Origin of the sequence: Roseovarius sp., assembly GCF_040223625.1 — a bacterium.
Classification (GTDB): Bacteria; Pseudomonadota; Alphaproteobacteria; order Rhodobacterales; family Rhodobacteraceae; genus Roseovarius.
This window is the reverse complement of the sequence record NZ_JAVKFX010000036.1, coordinates 62,078-82,985: the sequence shown is the minus strand read 5'-3', so window position 1 is coordinate 82,985 and position 20,908 is coordinate 62,078. Positions and strand designations below refer to the sequence as shown.

At 68.6% G+C, this 20,908-nt stretch carries 14 protein-coding genes; 4 read left to right on the top strand and 10 right to left on the bottom strand.

Translation table 11 applies throughout. From position 1 onward, the window contains the following. Position 1 precedes the first annotated feature (1 nt). The 7 genes from RLN94_RS10820 to RLN94_RS10790 form a co-directional block, all read right to left on the bottom strand. Positions 2 to 805, bottom strand: a complete 804-nt coding sequence (locus tag RLN94_RS10820) for a 4Fe-4S dicluster domain-containing protein (protein WP_350128794.1) — start codon at positions 803 to 805, stop codon at positions 2 to 4. Further along, the gene (locus RLN94_RS10815; RefSeq protein WP_350128797.1) at positions 802 to 1,644 is read right to left on the bottom strand and encodes an alpha/beta fold hydrolase; all 843 of its coding nucleotides are present in this window, start codon (positions 1,642 to 1,644) and stop codon (positions 802 to 804) included. The genes RLN94_RS10820 and RLN94_RS10815 overlap by 4 nt, the downstream gene beginning before the upstream one ends. Continuing rightward, the gene (locus tag RLN94_RS10810; protein WP_350128800.1) at positions 1,641 to 4,469 is read right to left on the bottom strand and encodes a molybdopterin oxidoreductase family protein; all 2,829 of its coding nucleotides are present in this window, start codon (positions 4,467 to 4,469) and stop codon (positions 1,641 to 1,643) included. Before RLN94_RS10810 ends, RLN94_RS10815 begins: the two co-directional genes overlap by 4 nt. Before the next feature lie 138 nt (positions 4,470 to 4,607). Then, on the bottom strand, positions 4,608 to 5,768 hold the full coding sequence (locus RLN94_RS10805; RefSeq protein WP_350128803.1) for an acetate/propionate family kinase: 1,161 nt from the start codon (positions 5,766 to 5,768) through the stop codon (positions 4,608 to 4,610). Positions 5,769 to 5,772: 4 nt separating this feature from the next. Further along, positions 5,773 to 7,548 (bottom strand): sulfoacetaldehyde acetyltransferase, encoded by a 1,776-nt coding sequence (xsc, locus tag RLN94_RS10800; RefSeq protein WP_350168947.1) that lies wholly within the window; start codon positions 7,546 to 7,548, stop codon positions 5,773 to 5,775. A 108-nt stretch (positions 7,549 to 7,656) separates the two neighbouring features. After that, positions 7,657 to 9,120 (bottom strand): MocR-like pyridoxine biosynthesis transcription factor PdxR, encoded by a 1,464-nt coding sequence (gene pdxR / locus RLN94_RS10795; RefSeq protein ID WP_350128809.1) that lies wholly within the window; start codon positions 9,118 to 9,120, stop codon positions 7,657 to 7,659. A gap of 49 nt (positions 9,121 to 9,169) precedes the next feature. Continuing rightward, positions 9,170 to 9,850, bottom strand: a complete 681-nt coding sequence (locus RLN94_RS10790) for an ArsR/SmtB family transcription factor (RefSeq protein WP_350128812.1) — start codon at positions 9,848 to 9,850, stop codon at positions 9,170 to 9,172. A 75-nt stretch (positions 9,851 to 9,925) separates the two neighbouring features. Between RLN94_RS10790 and RLN94_RS10785 the strand changes: the two genes are divergently transcribed. From RLN94_RS10785 to RLN94_RS10770, 4 genes are all read left to right on the top strand, one after another. Next, complete coding sequence (locus RLN94_RS10785; protein ID WP_350128815.1) at positions 9,926 to 10,249, top strand: NIPSNAP family protein; 324 nt, start codon at positions 9,926 to 9,928, stop codon at positions 10,247 to 10,249. Continuing rightward, positions 10,246 to 10,593 carry an antibiotic biosynthesis monooxygenase family protein gene (locus RLN94_RS10780; protein ID WP_350128818.1) on the top strand — a complete coding sequence of 116 codons (348 nt, stop codon included), beginning with the start codon at positions 10,246 to 10,248 and terminating at the stop codon, positions 10,591 to 10,593. Before RLN94_RS10785 ends, RLN94_RS10780 begins: the two co-directional genes overlap by 4 nt. A gap of 34 nt (positions 10,594 to 10,627) precedes the next feature. Continuing rightward, a complete protein-coding gene (locus tag RLN94_RS10775) occupies positions 10,628 to 11,356 on the top strand; it encodes a metallophosphoesterase family protein (RefSeq protein ID WP_350168944.1) in 729 nt (242 codons plus the stop codon). Positions 11,357 to 11,441: 85 nt separating this feature from the next. Beyond that, positions 11,442 to 12,617, top strand: coding sequence for an acetyl-CoA C-acyltransferase family protein (locus RLN94_RS10770; RefSeq protein WP_350128824.1), 1,176 nt, complete (start codon positions 11,442 to 11,444; stop codon positions 12,615 to 12,617). A gap of 156 nt (positions 12,618 to 12,773) precedes the next feature. Here the strand turns inward: RLN94_RS10770 and pbpC are convergent, their stop codons facing one another. From pbpC to RLN94_RS10755, 3 genes are read right to left on the bottom strand one after another with little or no spacing between them, the layout of a single operon-like run. Next, positions 12,774 to 14,819 carry a penicillin-binding protein 1C gene (gene pbpC / locus RLN94_RS10765; protein ID WP_350128827.1) on the bottom strand — a complete coding sequence of 682 codons (2,046 nt, stop codon included), beginning with the start codon at positions 14,817 to 14,819 and terminating at the stop codon, positions 12,774 to 12,776. Continuing rightward, positions 14,809 to 15,384 (bottom strand): putative glycolipid-binding domain-containing protein, encoded by a 576-nt coding sequence (locus RLN94_RS10760; RefSeq protein ID WP_350128830.1) that lies wholly within the window; start codon positions 15,382 to 15,384, stop codon positions 14,809 to 14,811. The genes pbpC and RLN94_RS10760 overlap by 11 nt, the downstream gene beginning before the upstream one ends. Next, positions 15,381 to 20,804 carry an alpha-2-macroglobulin family protein gene (locus tag RLN94_RS10755; protein WP_350128833.1) on the bottom strand — a complete coding sequence of 1,808 codons (5,424 nt, stop codon included), beginning with the start codon at positions 20,802 to 20,804 and terminating at the stop codon, positions 15,381 to 15,383. The genes RLN94_RS10760 and RLN94_RS10755 overlap by 4 nt, the downstream gene beginning before the upstream one ends. Positions 20,805 to 20,908 lie beyond the last annotated feature (104 nt).

Here is a 20,908-nt window from a genome sequence, read left to right as displayed (position 1 = left end):
GTCAAAGTCTCTCCCGATCGTGACGCGCATCTTTTTCCGGGAACCGGTTCCCACTTCCCGGGATGCGCTCCAGGGCTTTATCAAGCCAGCCGATGAACCCTTTCGGCTCCTCCGCCACCGGCTGAAGATAGGGCGCCAGCACGTCGACCTGGTCGAGCGCGTCCTTGGGCCGGGGCGGCAGGTACTTGTTGACGGGCTTGGTGCCCTGCTCCGGCATCAGGTCCATGCCGCCGCGTTCCTCGACCAGTTTCGAGACATCGCTTTCCGGGTCGCCCAGGTCGCCGAAATGCCGCGCGCCGGCCGGGCAGGTGCGCACGCAGGCGGGCACCCGGTCTTCCTCGGGGAGGTTCACGTTGTAGATCCGGTCGACGCAGAGCGTGCATTTCTTCATCACCCCCTCCGCCGCGTCCATCTCCCGCGCGCCATAGGGGCAGGCCCAGGCGCACAGGCCGCAGCCGATGCAGGCGCTTTCGTTCACCAGAACGATCCCGTCCTCGACCCGCTTGTAGCTGGCGCCGGTGGGGCAGACGGTCACGCAAGGCGCATCCTCGCAATGCAGGCAGCTTTTCGGGAAATGGATGAGCTGGGCGGCGCCCTCCTCGGGCTGTACCTCGTAGGAATGGACGCGGTTGAGGAAGGTGCCCGAGGGGTCGGCGCCGTAAGGCTCCTGGTCGGACAGGGGCGCGCCGTAATTCTCGGTGTTCCAGCCCTTGCAGCTCACCACGCAGGCGTGACAGCCGACACAGGTGTCGAGGTCGATCACCAGCCCCAGCTTGCGGTCGGTTTTCTCTGGCAGGCTCGTCATACCGCCTCCTTCCGTCTGGCACGGGTTTCGGTGAAGTCCGCGACATCCGCCGCGAACCTGTCGGGGTTTTCGAGGAAGGGCGCGTGGCCCGTCCCCTCGTAGGGCAGGTAGCGGGCGTCTTGCATCAGCGCCGCCGCCGCCTCTCCGGTCGCAGCCGAGACGACCTCGTCCTGCACGCCGTGGATCACCAAGCCGGGGCAGGTCATGGCCGCGTAGACGGGGCGGAAATCCCATGTCGGGGAAAAGAGCGCCCGGCGCACATGCGGCGGGCAGAGCATGTTGGCGCCGACCAGCTCACCATACGCTTGCGTATCGAGCGGTTGCGCCGTGCATTCCCGCACGAACTTCGCCGTGGCGGCCAGCCGCCTCGGCAGGTCGCCGGTGTAAAGATCGCGCTGCACACCGGGGCTGGAGGCGCCCACCATCCAGTCTTCCCGTGCCGCGCCGATGGTCAGGATGCCGCCCGCAAGCACGACACCGCCAAGCGCCCCATCGCCATGCACCGACAGGTAGGAGGCGATCACCCGGCTGCCATAGGACCAGCCCACGAGCACCGGCTTCTCCAGCCCGTAGCCTTCGATCACCGCTTTCACGTCATCGGCCCAGAGGGATGTCTCGGTATAAGGCGCCTCGCCCTCGGGCTTGTCCGACGCGCCATGCCCGCGCAAATCCATCGCTACCACGCGGAAGCGATCCTTCAGCCGGGCCATCACCGGCCGCCAGCAGACCGATTGCTGCGCCCAGCCGTGGATGAACAGCAGCGCCGGCGCGCCCTCCGGCCCCTCGGCCCAGGTGGCCAGCCGCACCCCATCGCGCCCGGTGATCTCCGGCGCGCTCATTCGCCCACCTTCCAGCGCAGCTCGTCCGGGCCCTTGCCCACGGGCGAGCGCATCGCGCTGAACTCGGGCTTCGCCTGATCCGGTGCCGACGTCTTCTCGATCTTCACCCGCAGGTCGAACCACGCCGCCTGCCCGGTGATCGGATCGGAATTCGACCAGCGCAGCCCGTCGCCCTTGGGCGGCAGAAGCTCATGAATGAGATGGTTCAGCAGGAAGCCCCTTGTCGCCTCCGGCGCGTCCTCTTTCAGCGCCCAGGCGCCCTTGCGCTTGCCGATGGCGTTCCAAGTCCAGACCGTGTTCTCGTTCAGCGCCGCCATATGCGCCACCGGCACCACGATCTCGCCATGGGCCGAGGTCACGCGCGCCCAGTCGCCCTCGGCAAAGCCCTCCTGCTTCCAGAGCTTCGTGGGCACGTAGAGCGGGTTCTGCCCGTGGATCTGCCGCAGCCACGCGTTCTGCGAGCCCCAGCTGTGGTACATCGCCATCGGCCGCTGGGTCAGGGCGTGGACCGGGTATTCATCGACATCCACGCTGCCATCCTCGAAGGGCGGGTACCAGATCGGCAGCGGGTCGAGCGTCTGCTTGATCCGCTCGCGCAGGTGGTCGGGCGGCTGGCGCTCGCCATGGCCCTCGGCGGCAAGCTGGAACTGGCGCAGCGTCTCGACATAGAGGTCGAAGACATAGGGCTGCGGGCTGTCATAGATGCCCATGCCCACGGCCCAGTCCTGGTAGGCCATGTTCCACGGCTTCATATAGGCGGCCTCGTCGGGGATATGCTTGATGAAGAACCCGCCATTGGCGATGTAGCTTTTCAGCTGCGACGGGTTGGGGCCGCCGCGCCCGTGGGTGAGGCCGGTCTTGCCGCTGCGCCACCCGGCGAGCGGGCCGATGCCCGGCTTGCGCTCGTGGTTGGTGATGTAGTCGGCATAGTCGGTGTATTTCGCCGCGCCACCTTCGTCTGTAAACCCCGGCAGCTTCAGCTTGTTGGCCAGTTGCACCAGCACCGTCTGGAAGCCGCGCACGTCGCGGTCGGGCTCCACCACCGGCCAGCGGATCGCGTCGGCCGCCGCGTCCGCCTCGCAGATCGGGCGGTCGAGCAGGCTGATACAGTCGTAGCGTTCGAGATAGGTCGTGTCGGGCAGGATCAGGTCGGCATAGGCGACCATCTCGGAACTGTAGGCATCGGAATAGATGATCCGGGGGATGACATAGTCGCCGTTTTCGTCCTTGTCCGTCAGCATGTCGATCACGCCGCGGGTGTTCATGCTGGAGTTCCACGACATGTTGGCCATGTACATGAACAGCGTGTCGATCTTGTAGGGATCGCCGGCATGGGCGTTGCTGATCACCATATGCATCAGCCCGTGCGCGCTCATCGGGTTTTCCCAGGTGAACGCCTTGTCGATCCGGGCGGGCGTGCCGTCCTCCTTCAGCGCAAGGTCCTGCGGGCCGCGAACGAAGCCCAGGTGCGGGCCGTCGAGCGGCGCATCGGGGGTGAACTTGCAATGCGGCGTGGGGTGGGCGGTGACGGGCTTGGGATAGGGCGGCTTGAACCGGAACCCGCCCGGCACCTCGACCGTGCCCAGCAGGATCTGCAGCATGTGCAGCGCCCGGCAGGTCTGGAACCCGTTGGAATGGGCCGAGATGCCGCGCATGGCGTGGAAGCTCACCGGCCGGCCCTTCATCACGGAATGCTTTTCGCCGCGGAAATCGGTCCATTTCCGCTCGAGCACGATCTCCTCCTCGAAGGCCACGCGGGCCAGCTCGTTGGCGATCGCGCGGATCTTGGCAGGCTTCACCCCGCATTGTTCGGCCACCGCCTCGGGCGCGTATTCCTTGGCAAGGTAGCGCGAGGCCATCAGGTGCATGACCGGCTTGTGGGTGATCCCGCCCTGCCGATAGCTGGCGGAAAGATCGGGCCGCACGCCCTTCCGGTCGAACGGCGCCAGCTTGCCGGTGGTGCGGTCGATGACCTGCGGCTTGCCGTCGGCGTCGCGCAGGAACAGGCCATACTCGGGCGACGTGGAATCCCGGTTCACCAGACAGGCGGCGTTGGTGTAGCGGGCGAGATAGTCGAGGTCGATCTTGCCGGCCTTCAGCAGGCAATGCACCAGCGACAGGATGAAGAGGCCATCGGTGCCCGGCGTGATGCCGACCCAGTCATCGGCCACGGCATTGTAGCCCGAGCGGATCGGGTTCACCCCGATCACCTTGGCGCCGCGCGCCTTGATCTTGCCGATGCCCATCTTGATCGGGTTGCTGTCATGGTCCTCGGCCACGCCGAAGATCATGAACAGCTTGGTATGGTCCCAGTCGGGCTGGCCGAACTCCCAGAAGGCGCCGCCCATCGTGTAGATACCGGCAGCGGCCATGTTGACCGAGCAGAACCCGCCATGCGCGGCATAGTTCGGCGTGCCGAAATTCTGCGCCCAGAAGCTGGTGAAGGACTGGCTCTGATCCCGGCCGGTAAAGAAGGCAAGCTTCGACGGGTCTTCCTTGCGCAGGGGCGCCAGCCAACCGGTGGCGATATCGAGCGCCTCGTCCCAGCTGATCTCCTCGAACTCGCCCGAGCCGCGCGGGCCGACGCGCTTCAACGGCGCCCGCAGGCGCGAGGGCGCGTTGACCTGCATGATCCCGGCGCTGCCCTTGGCACAGAGCACGCCCTTGTTCACCGGATGGTCGCGGTTGCCCTCGATATAGGCCACCTTGCCGTCCTTCATGTGCACGTTGATCCCGCAGCGGCAGGCGCACATGTAGCACGTGGTCTTCCGCACCTCGTCCGACACCTTGGGCGAGGTATTGATTCGCGGTTGGTCAAAGCTCATTTGAAAATTGTCTCCCGATCCGGCGACACATTATGACAGATTGAAAGGGTGCGCGACCCTTTTCCGGAAATTCCGTCTGTCCGAAACCATGCGTTCCACATACGCCGGAAATCCAGACGTTTTTCCCGCCCCATCCAATCATGCCGCACCCAGCAGTTCCAGCGCATCCGCCGCAATCCGCCGTTCTTCCTTCGCCTCGACGATCCAGCAGCCGATATCGGACCCCTCGGCATGGAGCTTTGCACTCCCATTGTCATTGGCCGCGCCGTCGAGCCTCAGGCCCAGCCATGCCAGCCCGTCCGCGATCCGCTGCCTGACCGGGCCGGCATTCTCGCCGATGCCGCCGGTGAAGGCCACGGAGTCCAGCCCCTCCATCGCCGCGATCATCGAGCCGGCGTGCCGCACCGCCCAGTAGCAGAAATGCTCGACCGCGAAGCGGCTGCGCTCGCCGCCATCCTCCAGCAGCGCGCGCATGTCCGATATGCCGCCCGACAGGCCCCAGAGCCCGCTTTCCTTGTTCAGCATCCTGAGCGTCGCATCCATCCCGTCCTCGCCCGCGAGGCGGAGGACGGCATTGCCGTCGATGCTGCCCGCCCGCGTGCCCATGGTCAGCCCCTCGAGCGGCGAATAGCCCATCGTCGTCGCCACCGATTGCCCGTCGCGGATGGCGCAGAGCGAGGCGCCGTTGCCGAGGTGGAAGGCCAGCAGCCGCCTGGGCAGCGCCTCCCCCGTCACCTCCGGCATGGCCCGCACGAGCGAGGCATAGGACAGCCCGTGAAACCCGTAGCGCCGGATGCCCCGCGCCTCGATATCCGCCGGCAGCGCGTAGCGCTTGGCCACCTCCGGATTACTGGCGTGAAACCCGGTGTCGAAGCTGGCGCATTGCGGCAGGTCCGGCGCCAGCCGTGCCAGCGTCTCGATGGCGGCAAGGTTGTGCGGGTTGTGCAGCGGCGCCAGCGGCACGCAGCGCCGGATGCCGGCCAGCACGTGAACGTCGATCTTCGCCGGCGCGGTCAGCTCCATGCCGCCATGCACCACCCGGTGCGCCGCCGCGCGGAACCGGTCGGCCGAGAAACCCTGCGCCGCCAGCCCCTCCAGCACCGCCGCCAGCGCGGCGGCATGGGTGCCGAAGGTGGCTTTCTGCCGGTTGCGCCCGACCCGCAGCGCGCCGTCGCCGCCGATGCCGTCGGCCATCCCGGTCAGGCGTTCCTTCAGGTCGCCGCCGAACACCGCGAACTTGATCGAGGAGGACCCGGCATTGAGAACCAGTATCGCGTCCTCGCCGCCGGGCGCCGTCATCGCCTCAGACCACCTGCTCGCGCATGTCGGCCGGATCTATGCCCGCCACTTCCACCGGCTTCTTCATCGCGTCGCGGCGGAACGGCTCGCCCAGTTCCTGGATGATCATCGCCTCGATCAGCGTGGTGGTGCCGTTCTCCATCTGGTCCTTGATCGCCTGGTTGAGCGCGTCGGTCAGCTCGTCCATCGTCCGCGCAACCACGCCCTTCAGCCCGCAGGCATTGGCGATCCCGGCATAGCTCACGCCCTCGTCCAGCTCGGTGCCGACGAAATTGTCGTCGAACCACAGGGTCGAGTTCCGCTTCTCGGCGCCCCACTGGTAGTTGCGGAAGACGATCTGCGTCATCGCCGGCCATTCCTCGCGCCCGATGGCGGTCAGCTCGTTGACCGCGATGCCGAACGCCCCGTCCCCGGCGAAGCCCACCACCGGCACGTCCGGACAGCCGATCTTGGCGCCCATCACCGCAGGAAGGCCATAGCCGCACGGCCCGAAAAGCCCCGGCGCCAGGTATTTCCGCCCCTCCTCGAAGGACGGGTAGGCGTTGCCGATGGCACAGTTGTTGCCGATATCCGACGAGATGATCGCCTCCTTCGGCAGCGCCTGCTGGATCGCCCGCCACGCCATGCGGGGGCTCATCCAGTCGGGCTTGTCCTTGCGGGCGCGCTCGTTCCACGTGGTGCCCGGATCGTCATCCTCGTGATCCATGCTGGACAATTGCTGCGCCCAGGCCGATTTCGTCTTGGCGATCAGCGCCTTGCGCTCGTCGCGCCCGGCATCGCCCGCGCTGTCCGACAACCGCTCGAGGATCCCCTCGGCCACCGCCTTGGCATCGCCCACGATCCCCACGCTCACCGGCTTGGTCAGGCCGATCCGGTCGGGGTTCAGGTCGACCTGGATGATCTTGGCGTCCTTGGGCCAGTAATCGATGCCATATCCCGGCAGGGTCGAGAACGGGTTGAGCCGCGTGCCGAGGCACAGCACCACGTCGGCCTGCGAAATGAGCTCCATCCCCGCCTTCGAGCCGTTATAGCCCAGCGGCCCGGCAAAGAGCGGGTGCGAGCCGGGGAAGGCATCGTTGTGCTGGTAGCCCACGCAAACCGGCGCATCCAGCCGCTCGGCCAGCTTCTTGCTGGCCTCGATCCCGCCGGCCAGAACCACGCCCGCACCGTTCAGGATCACCGGGAACTTCGCCGTGTTCAGCAGCTCCGCCGCCCGGTCGAGCGATTCCGCCCCGCCCGTCGGCCGCTCGAACGCCACGATCTGCGGCAGCTCGATATCGACCACCTGCGTCCAGTAATCGCGGGGCACGTTGATCTGCGCCGGGGCGCTGGCGCGCTTGGCCTTCAAAATCACCCGGTTCAGCACCTCGGCAATCCGCGTCGGGTCGCGCACTTCCTCCTGGTAGGCGACCATATCCTCGAACAGCTTCATCTGCTCGACTTCCTGGAACCCGCCCTGCCCGATGGTCTTGTTCGCCGCCTGCGGCGTCACCAGCAGAAGCGGCGTGTGGTTCCAGTAGGCGGTCTTCACCGCGGTCACGAAATTGGTGATGCCCGGCCCGTTCTGGGCGATCATCATGCTCATCTTGCCGGTCGCGCGGGTATAGCCGTCGGCCATCATCCCGGCACTGCCCTCGTGCGCGCAATCCCAGAAGGTGATCCCCGCCTTGGGGAAGATATCCGAAATCGGCATCATGGCCGACCCGATGATCCCGAAGGCGTGCTGGATGCCATGCATCTGCAGCGTCTTCACGAAAGCTTCTTCGGTCGTCATTTTCATGCGGGTGTCTCCTGAAATCCAAAGCCGGCCGCGCGCCGGAGTTGCGGCAAACCTACGGCACGGGCCGGGGCATCGTTAGGGCCAGAATTGGCGCCCGACTAAAGCCAGTCAGCGCATCAGGGCCAGTTCGGTGGCCAGCCGCGCCACCCCTTCCGGGATGCGCTCGGACGAGATCGAGGAATAGGCCAGCCGGTAGTAATTCCCCGGCGGCTCGGCCGCGTGGAAGAAGGGGCGCCCCGGCTCGATCAGCACGCCCTTGTCGCGCAGCCGCCGGTCAAGCTCGCCCGTGTCCACCGTCTCCGGCGCCCGCATCCAGATCGACGAGCCGCCGAACACGCCCCGCCCGGCGACGCCCAGGCCGTGATCCGCCAGCGCCGCCTCCATCACCGTGCGGCGGCGGGCAAAGACCTGCCCCATCCGCCGGATCAGGCTGTCGTAATGCCCAAGGCTCAGGAAATACGCCGCCGTCCGCTGGATATGCCCGGGCGGGTGGCGATAGACGCTGGCGCGCAGCGCCCGCGCCTCGCGGATGAACGGCTCGGGCCCGACGAGATAGCCCAGCCTGAGCCCCGGAAAGATCGACTTGGAGAAGCTGCCGACATAGATCACCCGCCCGTCGATATCGAGCGATTTCAGCGCCGGCAGCGGCGCCCGGAGAAAGGCCATCTCGAACTCGTAATCATCCTCGACGATCAGCGCCTCCATCTCCCGCGCCCGTGCCATCAGCGCCTTGCGCCGGGCCAGCGGCATGGTGGCATTGGTCGGCGACTGGTGGCTGGGCGTGGTGAAGATCACGTCGGCGCTGTCCGGCAGCGCCTCGGGCGGCAGCCCATCCTTGTCCACCGGAACGGGGGCAAGGTGGCAGCGCGACTGGGTCAGGATATCCCGCAGCGCGTGGTAGCACGGCTCCTCCGCCACCGCCGTCCGCCGTTGCGTCAACAGCACCTGCGCCGTCAGCCACAGCGCGTTCTGCGCCCCCATGGTGACGAGAATTTCCTCTGGCCGCGCCAATATCCCCCGCCGCGGCAGCGTATGCCGCGCGATGAACTCGGTCAGTTGCGGATCGTCATTGTCGTAATAATCCGTGGTCAGCGCCTGGAAATCCTTCTGCCCCAGCGCTCGCAGCGCGCAATGCCGCCAGTTGGCATGATCGAAGAGCGACGGATCGGTCTGCCCATAGACGAAGGGATAACGGAAACTCCACCAATCGCGCGGCTTCACCGGCGTCGCCCCGCCGGTAAACCGCCGGCCCAGCGCGCGCGACCAGTCGATGCTGTCCTGCCGCGGATGCCGCGCGGCGAATTGCGGCGGCTCGGGCGCGTTCTGCGAGACGAAATAGCCCGAGCGGTCCCGCGATTCGAGGTAATCGGAGGCCTGCAGCTCGGTATAGGCCAGCGTCACCGTGATTCGGCTGACGCCGAGATGCGCCGCCAGCTTCCGCGACGAGGGCAGCTTTTCGCCCTTCCGCAGCCTGCCCGACAGGATGCCCTGCGCGATCATCTGCTGGATCTGCGCCTGCAGCGTGCCCTGCGCTTCTGGATTGAGGAAAAAGGTCTCGACGGGGATCGGCATGCCCCGAACGTATACTGGCCTTATCCCGCCCGCAATCTGGTATTGAGCGTCAGGCCGGGAACGCCTCGCGAAAGGCCGCGTCGCCCCTCGCCGAGAACCGCAGGATGCGCGAACCCTTCACCCGGCTGACCCAGCCCGACGCTTCCATCTGCCCCAGCATCGCCCGGCCCAGACGGCCCGCGAGATGCGCCCGCCGCTCCGACCAGTCGAGGCAATCGCGGCACAGCGGCGCCCGCGAGCGGGGTAGCGCGTCGAGGTCGATGCCGAACCCCGCCACGAAGGCCCGCCCCTCACCGGTCAGTTCCAGCGCCTCGCCCGCATGGCGCAGCATCCCGCGCCGCAACAGGCTGTCATACATCTGCGTGCCCATGTCGCCGGCAAGGTGGTTGTAGCAGACGCGCGCCCGCCGCATCTCGGGGTCGCGCGGGCCGGGGCGGTGGCGCAACTGACCGGTGCCCGCCGCCAGCCCCATCAGCGCCTCCAGCACATGCGCGACATCGTCGCTGGCCAGCGCGAAATACTTGTGCCGCCCCTGCTTGCGCGTGCCCACCAGCCCGCCCTCGGCCAGCTTCGCCATGTGCCCCGAGGCGGTGGGCAGCGTCACTCCGGCCTCGCCCGCCAGTTCCGACAGGGTCAACGCCTTGCCGCTCATCAGGGCGGTCAGGATGTTGGCCCGCGCCGGATCACCGATCAGCGCGGCCACGCGGGCAATGTCAGGTCCGTCTCTCATGGTTTGATCGTAGCCGAACCATCAGAACCCCGCAATGCCGTAGGGTCCCCCCATCACCCCGGAAAGGAGACCCCGATGCTCACCTGCGTCATCCGCTACCACATCGACCCCACCAAGAAAGACCAGTTCACCCGGTACGCCCGCAACTGGGGCCAGGCCATTCCGCGCTGCGGCGCCGGGCTGATCGGCTATTTCGCCCCGCACGAAGGCTCCTCGACGCTGGCCTACGGCATCTACACCATCCCGTCGCTTGCGGAATACGAGGCCTACCGCGCCCGGCTGGCCGCCGATCCGCTGGGGCAGGAGAACTACGCCTTCGCCCAATCCGAAAACTTCCTGTTGCGTGAAGACCGGACCTTCCTGAAACTCGTCTCGACACCGGAAGGAGACAGCCAATGATCGCCATCATCTTCGAGGTCATCCCCGCCGAGGGAAAGCAGGACCACTACCTCGACATCGCCGCCGAGATGCGCCCGCTCGCCGAACAGATCGACGGCTTCATCTCGGTCGAACGGTTCCAGAGCCTGATGCACCCGGAAAAGCTCCTCTCGCTGTCCTTCTGGGAAAGCGAGGAGGCGGTCGAGGAATGGCGCCGGCTTGCCGCCCACCGCCGGGCCCAGGCCAAGGGGCGGGCGGGCATGTTCGCCGATTATCGGCTGCGGGTGGCCCATGTCCTGCGCGATTACGGGCTGAACGAGCGCGACGAAGCGCCGGAGGACAGCAAGGCCGAACACGGCCGCTGAGCCCCCCCGTGCCATACCGCCGGCGCGGCGCGGGTTGCGCATCGCGGCAAGACCGGCCACCTATGGCGGTATGAGCCTCCTCGCCATCCCCGATATCCACGGCTACCGGTCCGAGCTCGACCGGGTGCTGGCCATCGCCGACGCGCATTGCGGCCGGCATGCGAAGATCGTCTTCCTCGGCGACCTGACCGACCGGGGCCCCGACAGCCGCGGCGTGATCGACCGGCTGCTGGAGGGTATCGAGGCCGGGCGCGACTGGGTCGTGCTGCGGGGCAACCATGACCAGATGTTCCTCGATTTCCTGCGCGGCCCGGGGCCGGGGGCGCGCTGGCTGAACGACAATATCGGCGGCCGCGAGACGCTCAACTCTTACGGCGCGGCCGAGGCGATGGCGGCGGGCGACTGGCAGGCGGCGGCGGACTGCGTGCCGCGCGCGCATCGCGACTTCCTGTCGGGCCTGCCCTTCAGCCACGAGACCGCGGCGCAGTTCTTCGTCCATGCCGGCATCCGCCCCGGCGTGCCGCTCGACATGCAGGAGATCGACGACCTGCTCTGGATCCGGCAGGAATTCCACGACGACACGCGCGACCACGGCAAGCTGATCGTGCATGGCCACACGCCGATCGAGCGGCCGGCGCATTACGGCAACCGGATCAACCTCGATGCCGGGGCGGGGTTCGGGCGGCCGCTCAACGTGGCGCGGATCGAGGGGCGCGAGGCATGGCTTCTGACGGCGGAGGGGCAGGTGCCGCTGACCCCCTGAGCGGGTCGCGACGCGAGGTCCTGTTTGCGTCCGGCATCCTGCAGTATACCGTGGGCAACGACATCGAATCCTGCAGGAGCTACCCATGACCGACATCGTTCTTCTCGACGGCGCACGCACCGCCATCGGCACTTTCGGCGGATCGCTGGCGGGCACGCCGCCCACCACGCTGGGCGCGCATGTGGCCACGGCCGCGATGGAGCGCTCGGGCGTCGAGCCAGGGCAGATCGGACAGGTGGTTTACGGTACCGTCATCAACACCGAGCCGCGCGACATGTACCTGTCGCGCGTGGCGGCGATGGAGGCGGGCATTCCCGACACCACGCCGGCGATGAACGTCAACCGTCTCTGCGGCTCGGGCGCACAGGCCATCGTGTCGGTGGTCCAGTCGCTGATGCTGGGCGATGCCGAGTTCGGGCTGGCCGGCGGGGCCGAGAACATGAGCCGCTCGCCCTTCATCATCCCAGATCAGCGCTGGGGCGCGAAGATGGGCGATGTGCGGACGCTCGACATGATGCTGGGCGCGCTGAACTGTCCGTTCGGGACGGGGCATATGGGCGTGACCGCCGAGAACGTCGCGGGCGAGCATGATGTCAGCCGCGCGAATCAGGATGCCTTTGCGCTGGAAAGCCAGAGCCGCGCGGCGAAGGCCATCGAGGGAGGCTATTTCAAGTCGCAGATCGCGCCCATCGAGGTGAAGGTCAAGCGCGATATGGTGCCGTTCGAGACCGACGAGCACCCCAAGCCCACCACCGCCGAGGGGCTGGCCGGGCTGCGGCCGGCCTTCCAGAAGGATGGCAGCGTGACGGCGGGCAATGCCAGCGGCATCAACGATGGCGCGGCGGCGCTGGTGCTGGCGCGGGCGGAGGCGGCCGAGAAGGCCGGGCTGAAACCCAAGGCGCGCGTGCTCGGCTATGCCGTGGCGGGCGTTCGGCCCGAGGGGATGGGCATCGGCCCGGTACCGGCGGTCGAGAAGCTGATGGAGAAGACCGGGCTTTCGGCCGGCGATTTCGACGTGGTGGAATCGAACGAGGCCTTCGCCGCGCAGGCGATTGCGGTGAACCGTGGGCTTGGGCTCGACCCGGCCAAGGTGAACCCCAATGGCGGGGCGATTGCCCTGGGCCACCCTGTCGGGGCGACGGGAGCGATCCTGACGGTGAAGGCGCTCTACGAGCTGGAGCGGATCGGCGGGAAGACCGCTCTGATCACCATGTGCATCGGTGGTGGCCAGGGGATCGCGTTGGCGATCGAGCGGCTCTAAGACCTCCCCGCCCCGGGCCTGACCCGGGGCCTCCTACGTGTCGCCCAGGTCCCGGGTCGAGCCCGGGACGGGGTGTGCATTGCGCGGAGCCGAGGCCGCAGGCCCGCGCGCATCGCCGCACCACGGCCCGCCGATGCGCGGCTCAGAGACCTGTCCCTAGTCGATCCAGACGGTGACCCGGTCCGCCCGCCCCTCGGCGTCGATCACCGACAGGGTCGAGTAGCCGCGCGACAGCCCGTTCAGCACCGTGTCGCGGCGGTGGATGCCGGTCAGCACGGCGGCACCATTGGCCATCCATGTGAAGGGCGGCGTGCCGTCGCGCAGCTTGACGGCAAGGCCGATGCCGTCGACCGGCAGGCGGGCGCCGGCCGGCGGAAAGACCAGCTTGGGCGCGTCCTCGTCGGGGCGGAAGACCGCCTCGCGCCCGGTGAAGCGCTTGAGGGGCTGGGGCAGCTCGGTGGTCGAGACGATCAGCGTCTCGGGCGGCGGCGGCGGCAGGGGGTCGGCCCCGGGCTTGAGGCGCTGGAACGCCTCGAAGAGGATCGGCGCCGCGAGGTCGCCGCCGAAGGCGCCGGGCACCGGCGTGCCGTCGGCGCGGCCGATCCAGACACCGGCCACATGCGCCCCGTCGAACCCCACCGCCCACGCATCGCGGTGGCCATAGGAGGTGCCGGTCTTGTAGGCGATCCGCCCGCGCGGCGCGCCGGGGGGCGGGGCAAGCCCGGCGAGGATGTCGCCCACATGCCACGCGGCGGCGCGGCTGATGACCTCGTGGAGGGGCGTGGCCTCGGGGCTGTCGTGCCAGTGCAGGGGGCGGGTGCGGCCCTCGTTGGCGAGCATGGCATAGAGCTGCACGAGATCGGTCAGGGTGATCCCGACCCCGCCCAGCGCCACGGCAAGGCCCGGCTGCTCGCCGGGCAGTTCCGGCCGCAGGCCGGCCTTGCGCAGCGCGTCCATCAGGTGGGCCGGCCCGATCTCGTTCAACAGCAGGATGACGGGGATGTTGAGCGACTGGCGCAGGGCATCCGTCACCGACAATTCACCCCGGAACGCCCCGTCGAAATTCTGCGGCGCATAGCCGCCGAAGGCCACGGGCCGGTCGTTGATCAGCGTTTGCGGATGGGCCAGCCCGCGGTCGAACCCCATGGCGTAGACCAGCGGTTTCAGGGTCGAGCCCGGCGAGCGCAGGGCGCGGGTCATGTCGACATACCCCTGCCGCCCGTCCCCCGCGCCGTAGCTGGCCGAGCCCACCGAGGCGAGGATCTCACCGCTGCGGTGATCGGCGATGACGAGGGCGACGGAGACGCCATCGGGCAGGGTGCGGAGGCTGTCGCGGGCCAGCGCTTCCACGTTTTCCTGAAGCGCGCGGTCGAGGGTGAACCTGTGCCGCGGGGCCACCGGGTTCTCCGCCAGCGCAAGATCGGTCAGGTGCGGGGCCAGCGCCGGGAAGGGCTTGCGCAGGTGCGGCACCGGCTCCGACAGCGCGGCGGTGATCTCGCTCTCCGACAGCACCCCCGCCCGCCCCAGTCGCCGCAGCACCCGGTCGCGCGCGTCTCCGGCCGCGGTGCGGTGCCGGTCCGGCCGCCGCGCCTCGGGCGATTGCGGCAGCGCCACCAGCAGCGCCGCCTCGGCCGCGGTCAGGCGCGCCGGTTCCTTGCCGAAATAGGCCAGCGTCGCCGCCCGCACCCCTTCGAGGTTGCCGCCGAACGGCGCCCGGGCAAGGTAGAGCTGCAGAATCCGCTCCTTGCTGAACCGCCGCTCCAGCGCCAGCGCCACCCGCATCTGCCGCAACTTGCCGGACAGCCGCCCGGTGCCGCTATCCTCCAGCAGCCGCGCCGCCTGCATGGTCAGGGTCGAGCCGCCCGAGACCACCTCGCCATGCCAGAGCGCCTGCCCCACCGCGCGCAGCATGGCGCGGGGGTCGACACCGGCATGGCGGTAGAACCGCTTGTCCTCATACCCGATCAGCATCTCGAGATAGCGCCGGTCCACCGCGTCGGGGCTGACCGACAGGCGCCAGCGGCCGTCCTCCACGGTGTAGAGCCGGAGGAGCTCGCCGTTCCGGTCGCGCATCTCGGTCGAGGTTTCGGTGACCAGCACGGGCAACTCGGTCGCAGCGACCCAGCGGTCCAGCGCATCCCGCCCCAACGCGGCGGCGAACAGCACGCACGCCAGCGCAAGGAGGAGGCGGTCAGCCCGCATGGGTCACCTCGCCTTCCCAGAGCTCGGGGTAGAGGGTGACGAACCCGGCCCGGTCGAAGGTGAGCTGGGTGGCGTAATCGGTCTGTTCGGCCATGTAGGACATCACGTCGGGCTGGCCGGTGCGGGCATAGGTCTGGTCGAGCCGTAGCAGGGCAGGCTCGGGGTAGTGCAGCCACGCGGCGGAGGACTGGAGCGAGGTTTCGCGCCCCTCCAGCAGGCGGCGCAGTGGCATCAGGTTGGTGGCGGGGGTGAAGGACAGGTCGATATCCGCCGCCCCGTCGAGGCCCGGCTGCTCGGCCTCGTTCAGCAGCCACGTGCCATTGTCGCGCAGGACGCGGAGCCGCACCTCGCGCGCGTCATGCACCCCCGCGATATCCGCGCTGAGCGTTTGCCAGTCCGCATCGCAACGCACCACGTAATCGAGCGCGGCAAAGCCGCCCTCGTCCCGGAACCGCGCGTGGCCCACCAGAAGCCAACCATGGGCGGCGGGGCAAAGGCGGCACGTGTCCTCCCCCTCGCGGTCGAGCGCGCGCCAGCGGGCGGTGGCGACGACCTGGTCGGTCACTCGGTCACGCGCATCCGCCCGGTGGCCGAATGCGCCCGGTATTGCGGGCGGTACATGTCCTCGACCGACACCGCCGGGTGGTGATACTCGCCCGGCGAGACGGCGCGCACGATATAGGCCAGCTCGAACGGCCGGTCGGAGAGCCAGTCGACGGCGGCAAGGAACCGGTCGGCGCGGAACTCGGTATGGCGCGCGTCGGCGGGCTCGAGCCAGTCGAGCGCGCGGATATCGCCCGAGCGCAGGAGGTTAGGGTTGTCGATCTCCAGCCCCGCCGGCAGCGGATCGTCGACCATCAGCCGCGCCTCGCCCTTCTCGAAGGGGGTGACCTTGATGACGGTGACAAGGCGGGTTCCCGTCTCCACGCTGTCGAGGGTGACGGGCGCGCCGTCGAGGTCGTAGTAGCTGCGCTCGATGGCATAGCCGTAGCCGCCCGCGTCGGGCGCGACGGTGGGTACGCCTATGGTGGTGAGCGTGATGTCGACGGGCCGCTCGCCGGTGTTGGCGATGGTCTGTTGGGTCATGCCCTCCGCGCGCACCTTCTGCACCAGCGGGCCCGAGACCGGCTCGCCGTTGAGGGTGAGCCCGGCCAGCGACGGATCGTCGATCAGCGCCTGCGTGGCCAGCAGGGTCCAGGCCTGTTCCTGCGTCGACATGTGGGGCCCCACGTCGTCGAGCGTGTCGGCCAGCGCCGAGGCGTCGACCACGTTGCTGCCCGCCTCGACGGCCAGCGCCAGAAGGCCCGCGCGATCCCGCAGCCGCGTGCCGTAATCGGCGCGCCAGACATGGCCTTCCATGCCGTCCTGCGCCACGACCCGGCGCACGGCCAGCGCGAACATCCGGTCTGCGCGCGTCTGGTCGCCGTAAGAGGCCAGCGCCGAGCCGAGCTGCGCCAGAGCCAGCGGGGTCGAGAACGCCTCGGCCTTCACGTCGGCATAGTAGCGCAGATCGCCCATCCGCGCCGCCCCTTCGCGGGCCAGCACCATCAGCGCATAGGCCACGTCTTCGCCGCCCTCGTCGAAATCGGGCGCATAGTTGACGCGGTTGCGCAGGTTGTCCATCGCCATGGCGAAGGCCTGTTGCGGCACGTCATGGCCCTTCGCCTTGGCGCGCGACAGGAAGTCGGTGACATAGGCGTCGAGCCAGAAATCGCCCGAGTCCGGGTACCAGAGACCGAAGCCGCCGCCGGTGGATTGGCGGGCAAGGACGCGGGTGACCGACTGTTCGATGCGCCGGTCGATGCGGTCCTGCTCGCCCAGCCCCAGCGCCTCGGCCACCGCGTTGAAGTAGAGCAGCGGCATGGCCTGCGACGCGACCTGTTCGGTACAGCCATAGGGGTAGCGGTCAAGCGCGGTCAGAAGCTGCGGCGCGTTCATCTTCGCCAGCGGGCCGGCGGAGAGGATGGCGCTGCCGGTGCCGGGTTTCAGTTCGGCGAACACGTCTTCGTTCAGGCTGAAGCTGTCGCCCGCCGCGAGGGAGAGGCGGCGGGTCTCGGCCACCTCCGGATCGTTGGAACGGACGCCGAGTTTCAGTTCCTTGGTCAGTTGCTGCCCGTCCGGCGTGGTGAGCGCGACTCGGAAGTCGTAATCGCCCACCTCTCCGGCCGTGACGGGCAAGCGGAAGGTGGCTTTCTCCCCGTCGCCAAGATCAAACCCCGACGGGATCGCATCGCCCAGCGTCAGCCCCTCGGCGGTGACATCCAGCCCCATGCGGCCCGCGGGCCCGTCGGCGTGGACGATCTCCAGCAGCAGGCGGCTCTGGTCGCCCGGCGCAAGGAAGCGGGGCAGCGAGGCGGTGACGACGACCGGGTCGCGGACAATGACGTCACGCTCGGCCTGACCCACGGCGCGGGGCGACCATGCGATGGCCATCAGGCGGACGGTGCCGTTGAAATCGGGGACGTCGAACGTGGCCTGCGCCGTCCCGTCCGGGCCGATGGTGAGCGGGCCGGAGAAGTAGGAGACCAGCTCGTCCTGCGGCGGGGGCGACTCGAACTGGTTGCCCGAGGCGTCGCCGCCGGAGCGGACCTGCCCCTCGGCGCCGTTCATCCCGTCGATCAGCCGCCCGTAAAGGTCGCGGATTTCCACGCCGAGGCGGCGCTGGCCGAAATAGTACTCCGACGGATCGGGGCTTTCGAACCCGGTGAGGTTGAGGATGCCCAGATCGACCGCGGCAAGGGTGACATAGGCGGTGTCCCCCTCCCCGATGCCGTCGACATTGACGGTGACATCCAGGGGCCCGCGCGGGTCGGACATGTCCGGCGCGTCGATGGCAACGTCAAGCTGCCGGTCGCCCGGCTCGATCTTGGCATAGGACAGGCCCAGCGACCGCGCCGGGTTGTGGCCGGAGGCGACGTTCATCGGCCGGATCACCTGGGCCGTGACATAGGCGCCGGCGCCCCACTCGTCGGTGACGTCAAGCGGAATGGTGTTCTCGCCCTCGGTGACCTCGACCGCCCGCATGTCGATCACGTGGTTCGACATGACGGTGATCAGCGCGGTGCCGGCATAGCGCGGCACGATGCGGAGCTGCGCGGTATCGCCCGAGCGATAGCCGGGCTTGTCGAGCGACAGTACCAGCGTGTCGGGCGTGCTGGAGGCGTCGGCGGGGGCGTACCATCCGGCGTAAAAGTCGGAGGAGGCGGCGACATAAGTGCCGTCGGTCCGCTCCACCACCAGCTCGTACTGGCCCCATTCGACCGGGGCGGAAACAGTCACCGGGTCACCGCCCAGCGTGGCCTCGCCGGTGGCGACGCGGCTGCGGGTGGTGACCGGCTCCCAGTTCCACGAGCCGTAATCCTGGTACCACTGGTAGCGGGTTTCGACGCGGTTCATCGTCCATGTCACCTGCATCGACCTGGGCGAAAGGTCGGCGCCGAGGGAGATCACCTGGAAGGTGGCATCGGTGCCCTCGGCCACCACGCCGTCGAAGGCGGGTTTCAGGCCGATCATCGGGCCGGCGGGGGCCAGCATCCGCTTGGTCTGGCGCTCGACCGGGCGGCCCGAGCCTTCGCGCACCGACATGGTCACCGTCGCCTCGAACGGGCGGTCGGTGACGGTGGTTTCGGGCATCTCGACCGGGGTCACGAGGATACCGTCGGGGCCGGTGGTGCCCCCGTCGATATAGCCGGAGCGGGCGTTGACCTGTTCGTCATGCCGCCCGAACTGGTAGCCGGGGAAGGCGTCGAGCGACCGTTTGGGCCGCAGCGTGACGGTCCCGTTGGCCTTGAGCCCGGCACCGGGCGCGCCGAAGAGGTACTTCGCATCGACGGTCAACTGCGGCTTGTCGCCCGGCCGGATCTCGCCCTCGGGCAGCGACAGCTCGAAGTCGATCCGTTCCGGCAGGAAATCCTCGACCAGAACGGTCTGGCTGGCCAGCGTCTCGGCATCGGGGTCGGCCTTGATGTCCAGCGTCCACGCGCCGCGCGGGGCGGTGGCGGCGACGGGCAGGGCAAAGACATGCCCGCCGGCGGAATCCTCGGCCGAGAGGTGGCGGGAATATTCCACGCCATCGGGGCGCTTGAGGATGGCGGTCAGCGGCAGGCCCTGCACCGCCTCGGCGCCGCTGTCGCGGGCCAGCGCCGTGGCATGGATCACCTCGCCCGCGCGATAGGCGCCGCGATCGGTGGCAAGGAACACGTCGACCGGCGGGGCGGGCTGGCGCCCCTCGACGCCACGGTCGGACAGGTCGAAGGCCGGATCGGTGAGCGACAGGAAGGCGATATCCTCCTCGCCGCGTTTTGCCAGCACCATGGCGGGCGCCGCGCCGTCCGTGCCGCGCGTCAGGCCGGGGGCGAAGAGGGCGTGGCCATCCGCATCGGTCTGCATCTGCCCGAGCTCCCGGTTGCTCCGCGACAGCAGGGTCAGCGTCACGCCCTCCTGCGCCGCCGCGTCGCTGAGACCGCGGACAAAGACGTGCAGGCCATCGGTGCCTTGCAGCGTGGTCAGGCCCAGGTCGGTCAGCACGAACCACTGGGTGGCGCCGGCATCGTCGTAAAGGTCGACGCCCGGCACGCGGGCGGTCAGCGTGTAGATGCTCGGCGGCTGGTCGGCCAGCACCTCGCCCAGCGGCAGGCGGGTGGTCATCGTCCGGTTCAGCTCGTTCTGGACCTCGCCCTTGCCCTGCCAGATATCCTCGGCAATGTCGTCGGCGAAACGCGAGTCCTCGTAATAGCCCAGCGGACGGGCGAAATAGTCGTCCTGGATGGCGCGCAACAGGTTGCGGTCGCTCACCCGGCGCAGGATCAGGTCGACCTCCTCGAGGTTGACGGTTTCCAGCGGCAGGGCGGTATCCGCGGCCTTGGGCAGCACATAGTTGCGGCCCGGAAACGCCACCTTGGGCGAGCGGTCGCGGACGTAAAGCGTGATCTCCACGTCTTTCAGAAGCGTCTCGCCGGTCGCCGCGGGCAGGCCCTTGCGGAAGGTGACGCGGTAGCGCTCGCCGTGCTGGACGCCGTCGATGCAAAGCTGCCGCTCCTCGGCCTGCACCACCAGCCCGGCATCGGGCAGGCGGACGTAAGGCGTGTAATCGGTGCCGGCCTGGATCAGGTCTTCGGAGAATTCGGCGCAGATGCGCGGGCTGGCGCTTTCGTTGTCGGACCGGTGCTCGGTGATGCGGAAGCCGTACTTGGCCACCGCACTCTCGAGCGCCGACAGCACGTCGTCGCGCGGCTGGATGCTTTCGGCAAGGCGCAGGGCATGGACCATGTCGCGCCCGCGGTCGAGCCGTTCCAGTGCCGGGGCCATGGTCAGCAGCGCGTTGATGCGCACCGGGTCGGCGCCCGCGCGAAGATAGGCGTTGGTGGCGGCCTCGACCGCGCGGGTGGCGTTCTGGCGCTGCTCGGAATGCTTGTCGGTGTCGATCAGCATCGACAGGCGGGCATATTCGACCCACTGGTCGGCCGCGTCGGTGGCGGCGACGATCGCGCCGATCCAACGCATGGCGTTGAGGAAATCGTTCTGCGACATCTGCTGCTGCGCGGCCGAGATCATGGCGGCAGGCTCGTACTGGCCGCCGGGGTGGCTCCAGGAGATGTCGAGCGCCTGCGCACGCGCGTTGTTCAGGTCGCCGGGCGAGAGGAAATCGAGCTCGGCGGCGCGGGCGCCGGCCTGGGACAGCACGCCGGCCTCGGTGTTCAGGACGCGGGCCGAAACGGCGCCCTCGTAGGCCTGCGAATCCTGCACCGCGCTTTTCGGGAAACAGGCGTTCGAGCGGGAGTTGAACGTGTAGGCCCGGCAATTGGCATCGGCGAAACAGGCGGTGCGGCAGGCGGCGCGCGTGGTGTCGAAAAGCGGCTGCAGGTCGGCGCCGTAGAAATCGGCGTCGAGGGTGACGACCTCGCGCCGTTCGGGAACGGCGCCCTGCGCGGTGGCCAGTGTCGCGGCCATGGTGAAGAAAAGGACTGAAGCAATGAAACGGAGCATGGGACCCTCCCGGTCAAATGACGTCTCACTTTGCCACGCGGCACGGCGTTGCACAACGATTCCAACGCGGGGCCATGAAAGGTTAACGCCTTGTTCATGTTCCT

What these genes read in the sequence shown, in the direction of transcription:
- RLN94_RS10755 (WP_350128833.1), bottom strand. Translation starts at nt 20,804, where the DNA reads ATGCTCCGTTTCATTGCTTCAGTCCTTTTCTTCACCATGGCCGCGACA.
- RLN94_RS10790 (WP_350128812.1), bottom strand. Translation starts at nt 9,850, where the DNA reads ATGAGAGACGGACCTGACATTGCCCGCGTGGCCGCGCTGATCGGTGAT.
- xsc (WP_350168947.1), bottom strand. Translation starts at nt 7,548, where the DNA reads ATGAAAATGACGACCGAAGAAGCTTTCGTGAAGACGCTGCAGATGCAT.
- RLN94_RS10820 (WP_350128794.1), bottom strand. Translation starts at nt 805, where the DNA reads ATGACGAGCCTGCCAGAGAAAACCGACCGCAAGCTGGGGCTGGTGATC.
- RLN94_RS10770 (WP_350128824.1), top strand. Translation starts at nt 11,442, where the DNA reads ATGACCGACATCGTTCTTCTCGACGGCGCACGCACCGCCATCGGCACT.
- pbpC (WP_350128827.1), bottom strand. Translation starts at nt 14,819, where the DNA reads ATGCGGGCTGACCGCCTCCTCCTTGCGCTGGCGTGCGTGCTGTTCGCC.
- RLN94_RS10805 (WP_350128803.1), bottom strand. Translation starts at nt 5,768, where the DNA reads ATGACGGCGCCCGGCGGCGAGGACGCGATACTGGTTCTCAATGCCGGG.
- RLN94_RS10785 (WP_350128815.1), top strand. Translation starts at nt 9,926, where the DNA reads ATGCTCACCTGCGTCATCCGCTACCACATCGACCCCACCAAGAAAGAC.
- RLN94_RS10810 (WP_350128800.1), bottom strand. Translation starts at nt 4,469, where the DNA reads ATGAGCTTTGACCAACCGCGAATCAATACCTCGCCCAAGGTGTCGGAC.
- pdxR (WP_350128809.1), bottom strand. Translation starts at nt 9,120, where the DNA reads ATGCCGATCCCCGTCGAGACCTTTTTCCTCAATCCAGAAGCGCAGGGC.
- RLN94_RS10780 (WP_350128818.1), top strand. Translation starts at nt 10,246, where the DNA reads ATGATCGCCATCATCTTCGAGGTCATCCCCGCCGAGGGAAAGCAGGAC.
- RLN94_RS10815 (WP_350128797.1), bottom strand. Translation starts at nt 1,644, where the DNA reads ATGAGCGCGCCGGAGATCACCGGGCGCGATGGGGTGCGGCTGGCCACC.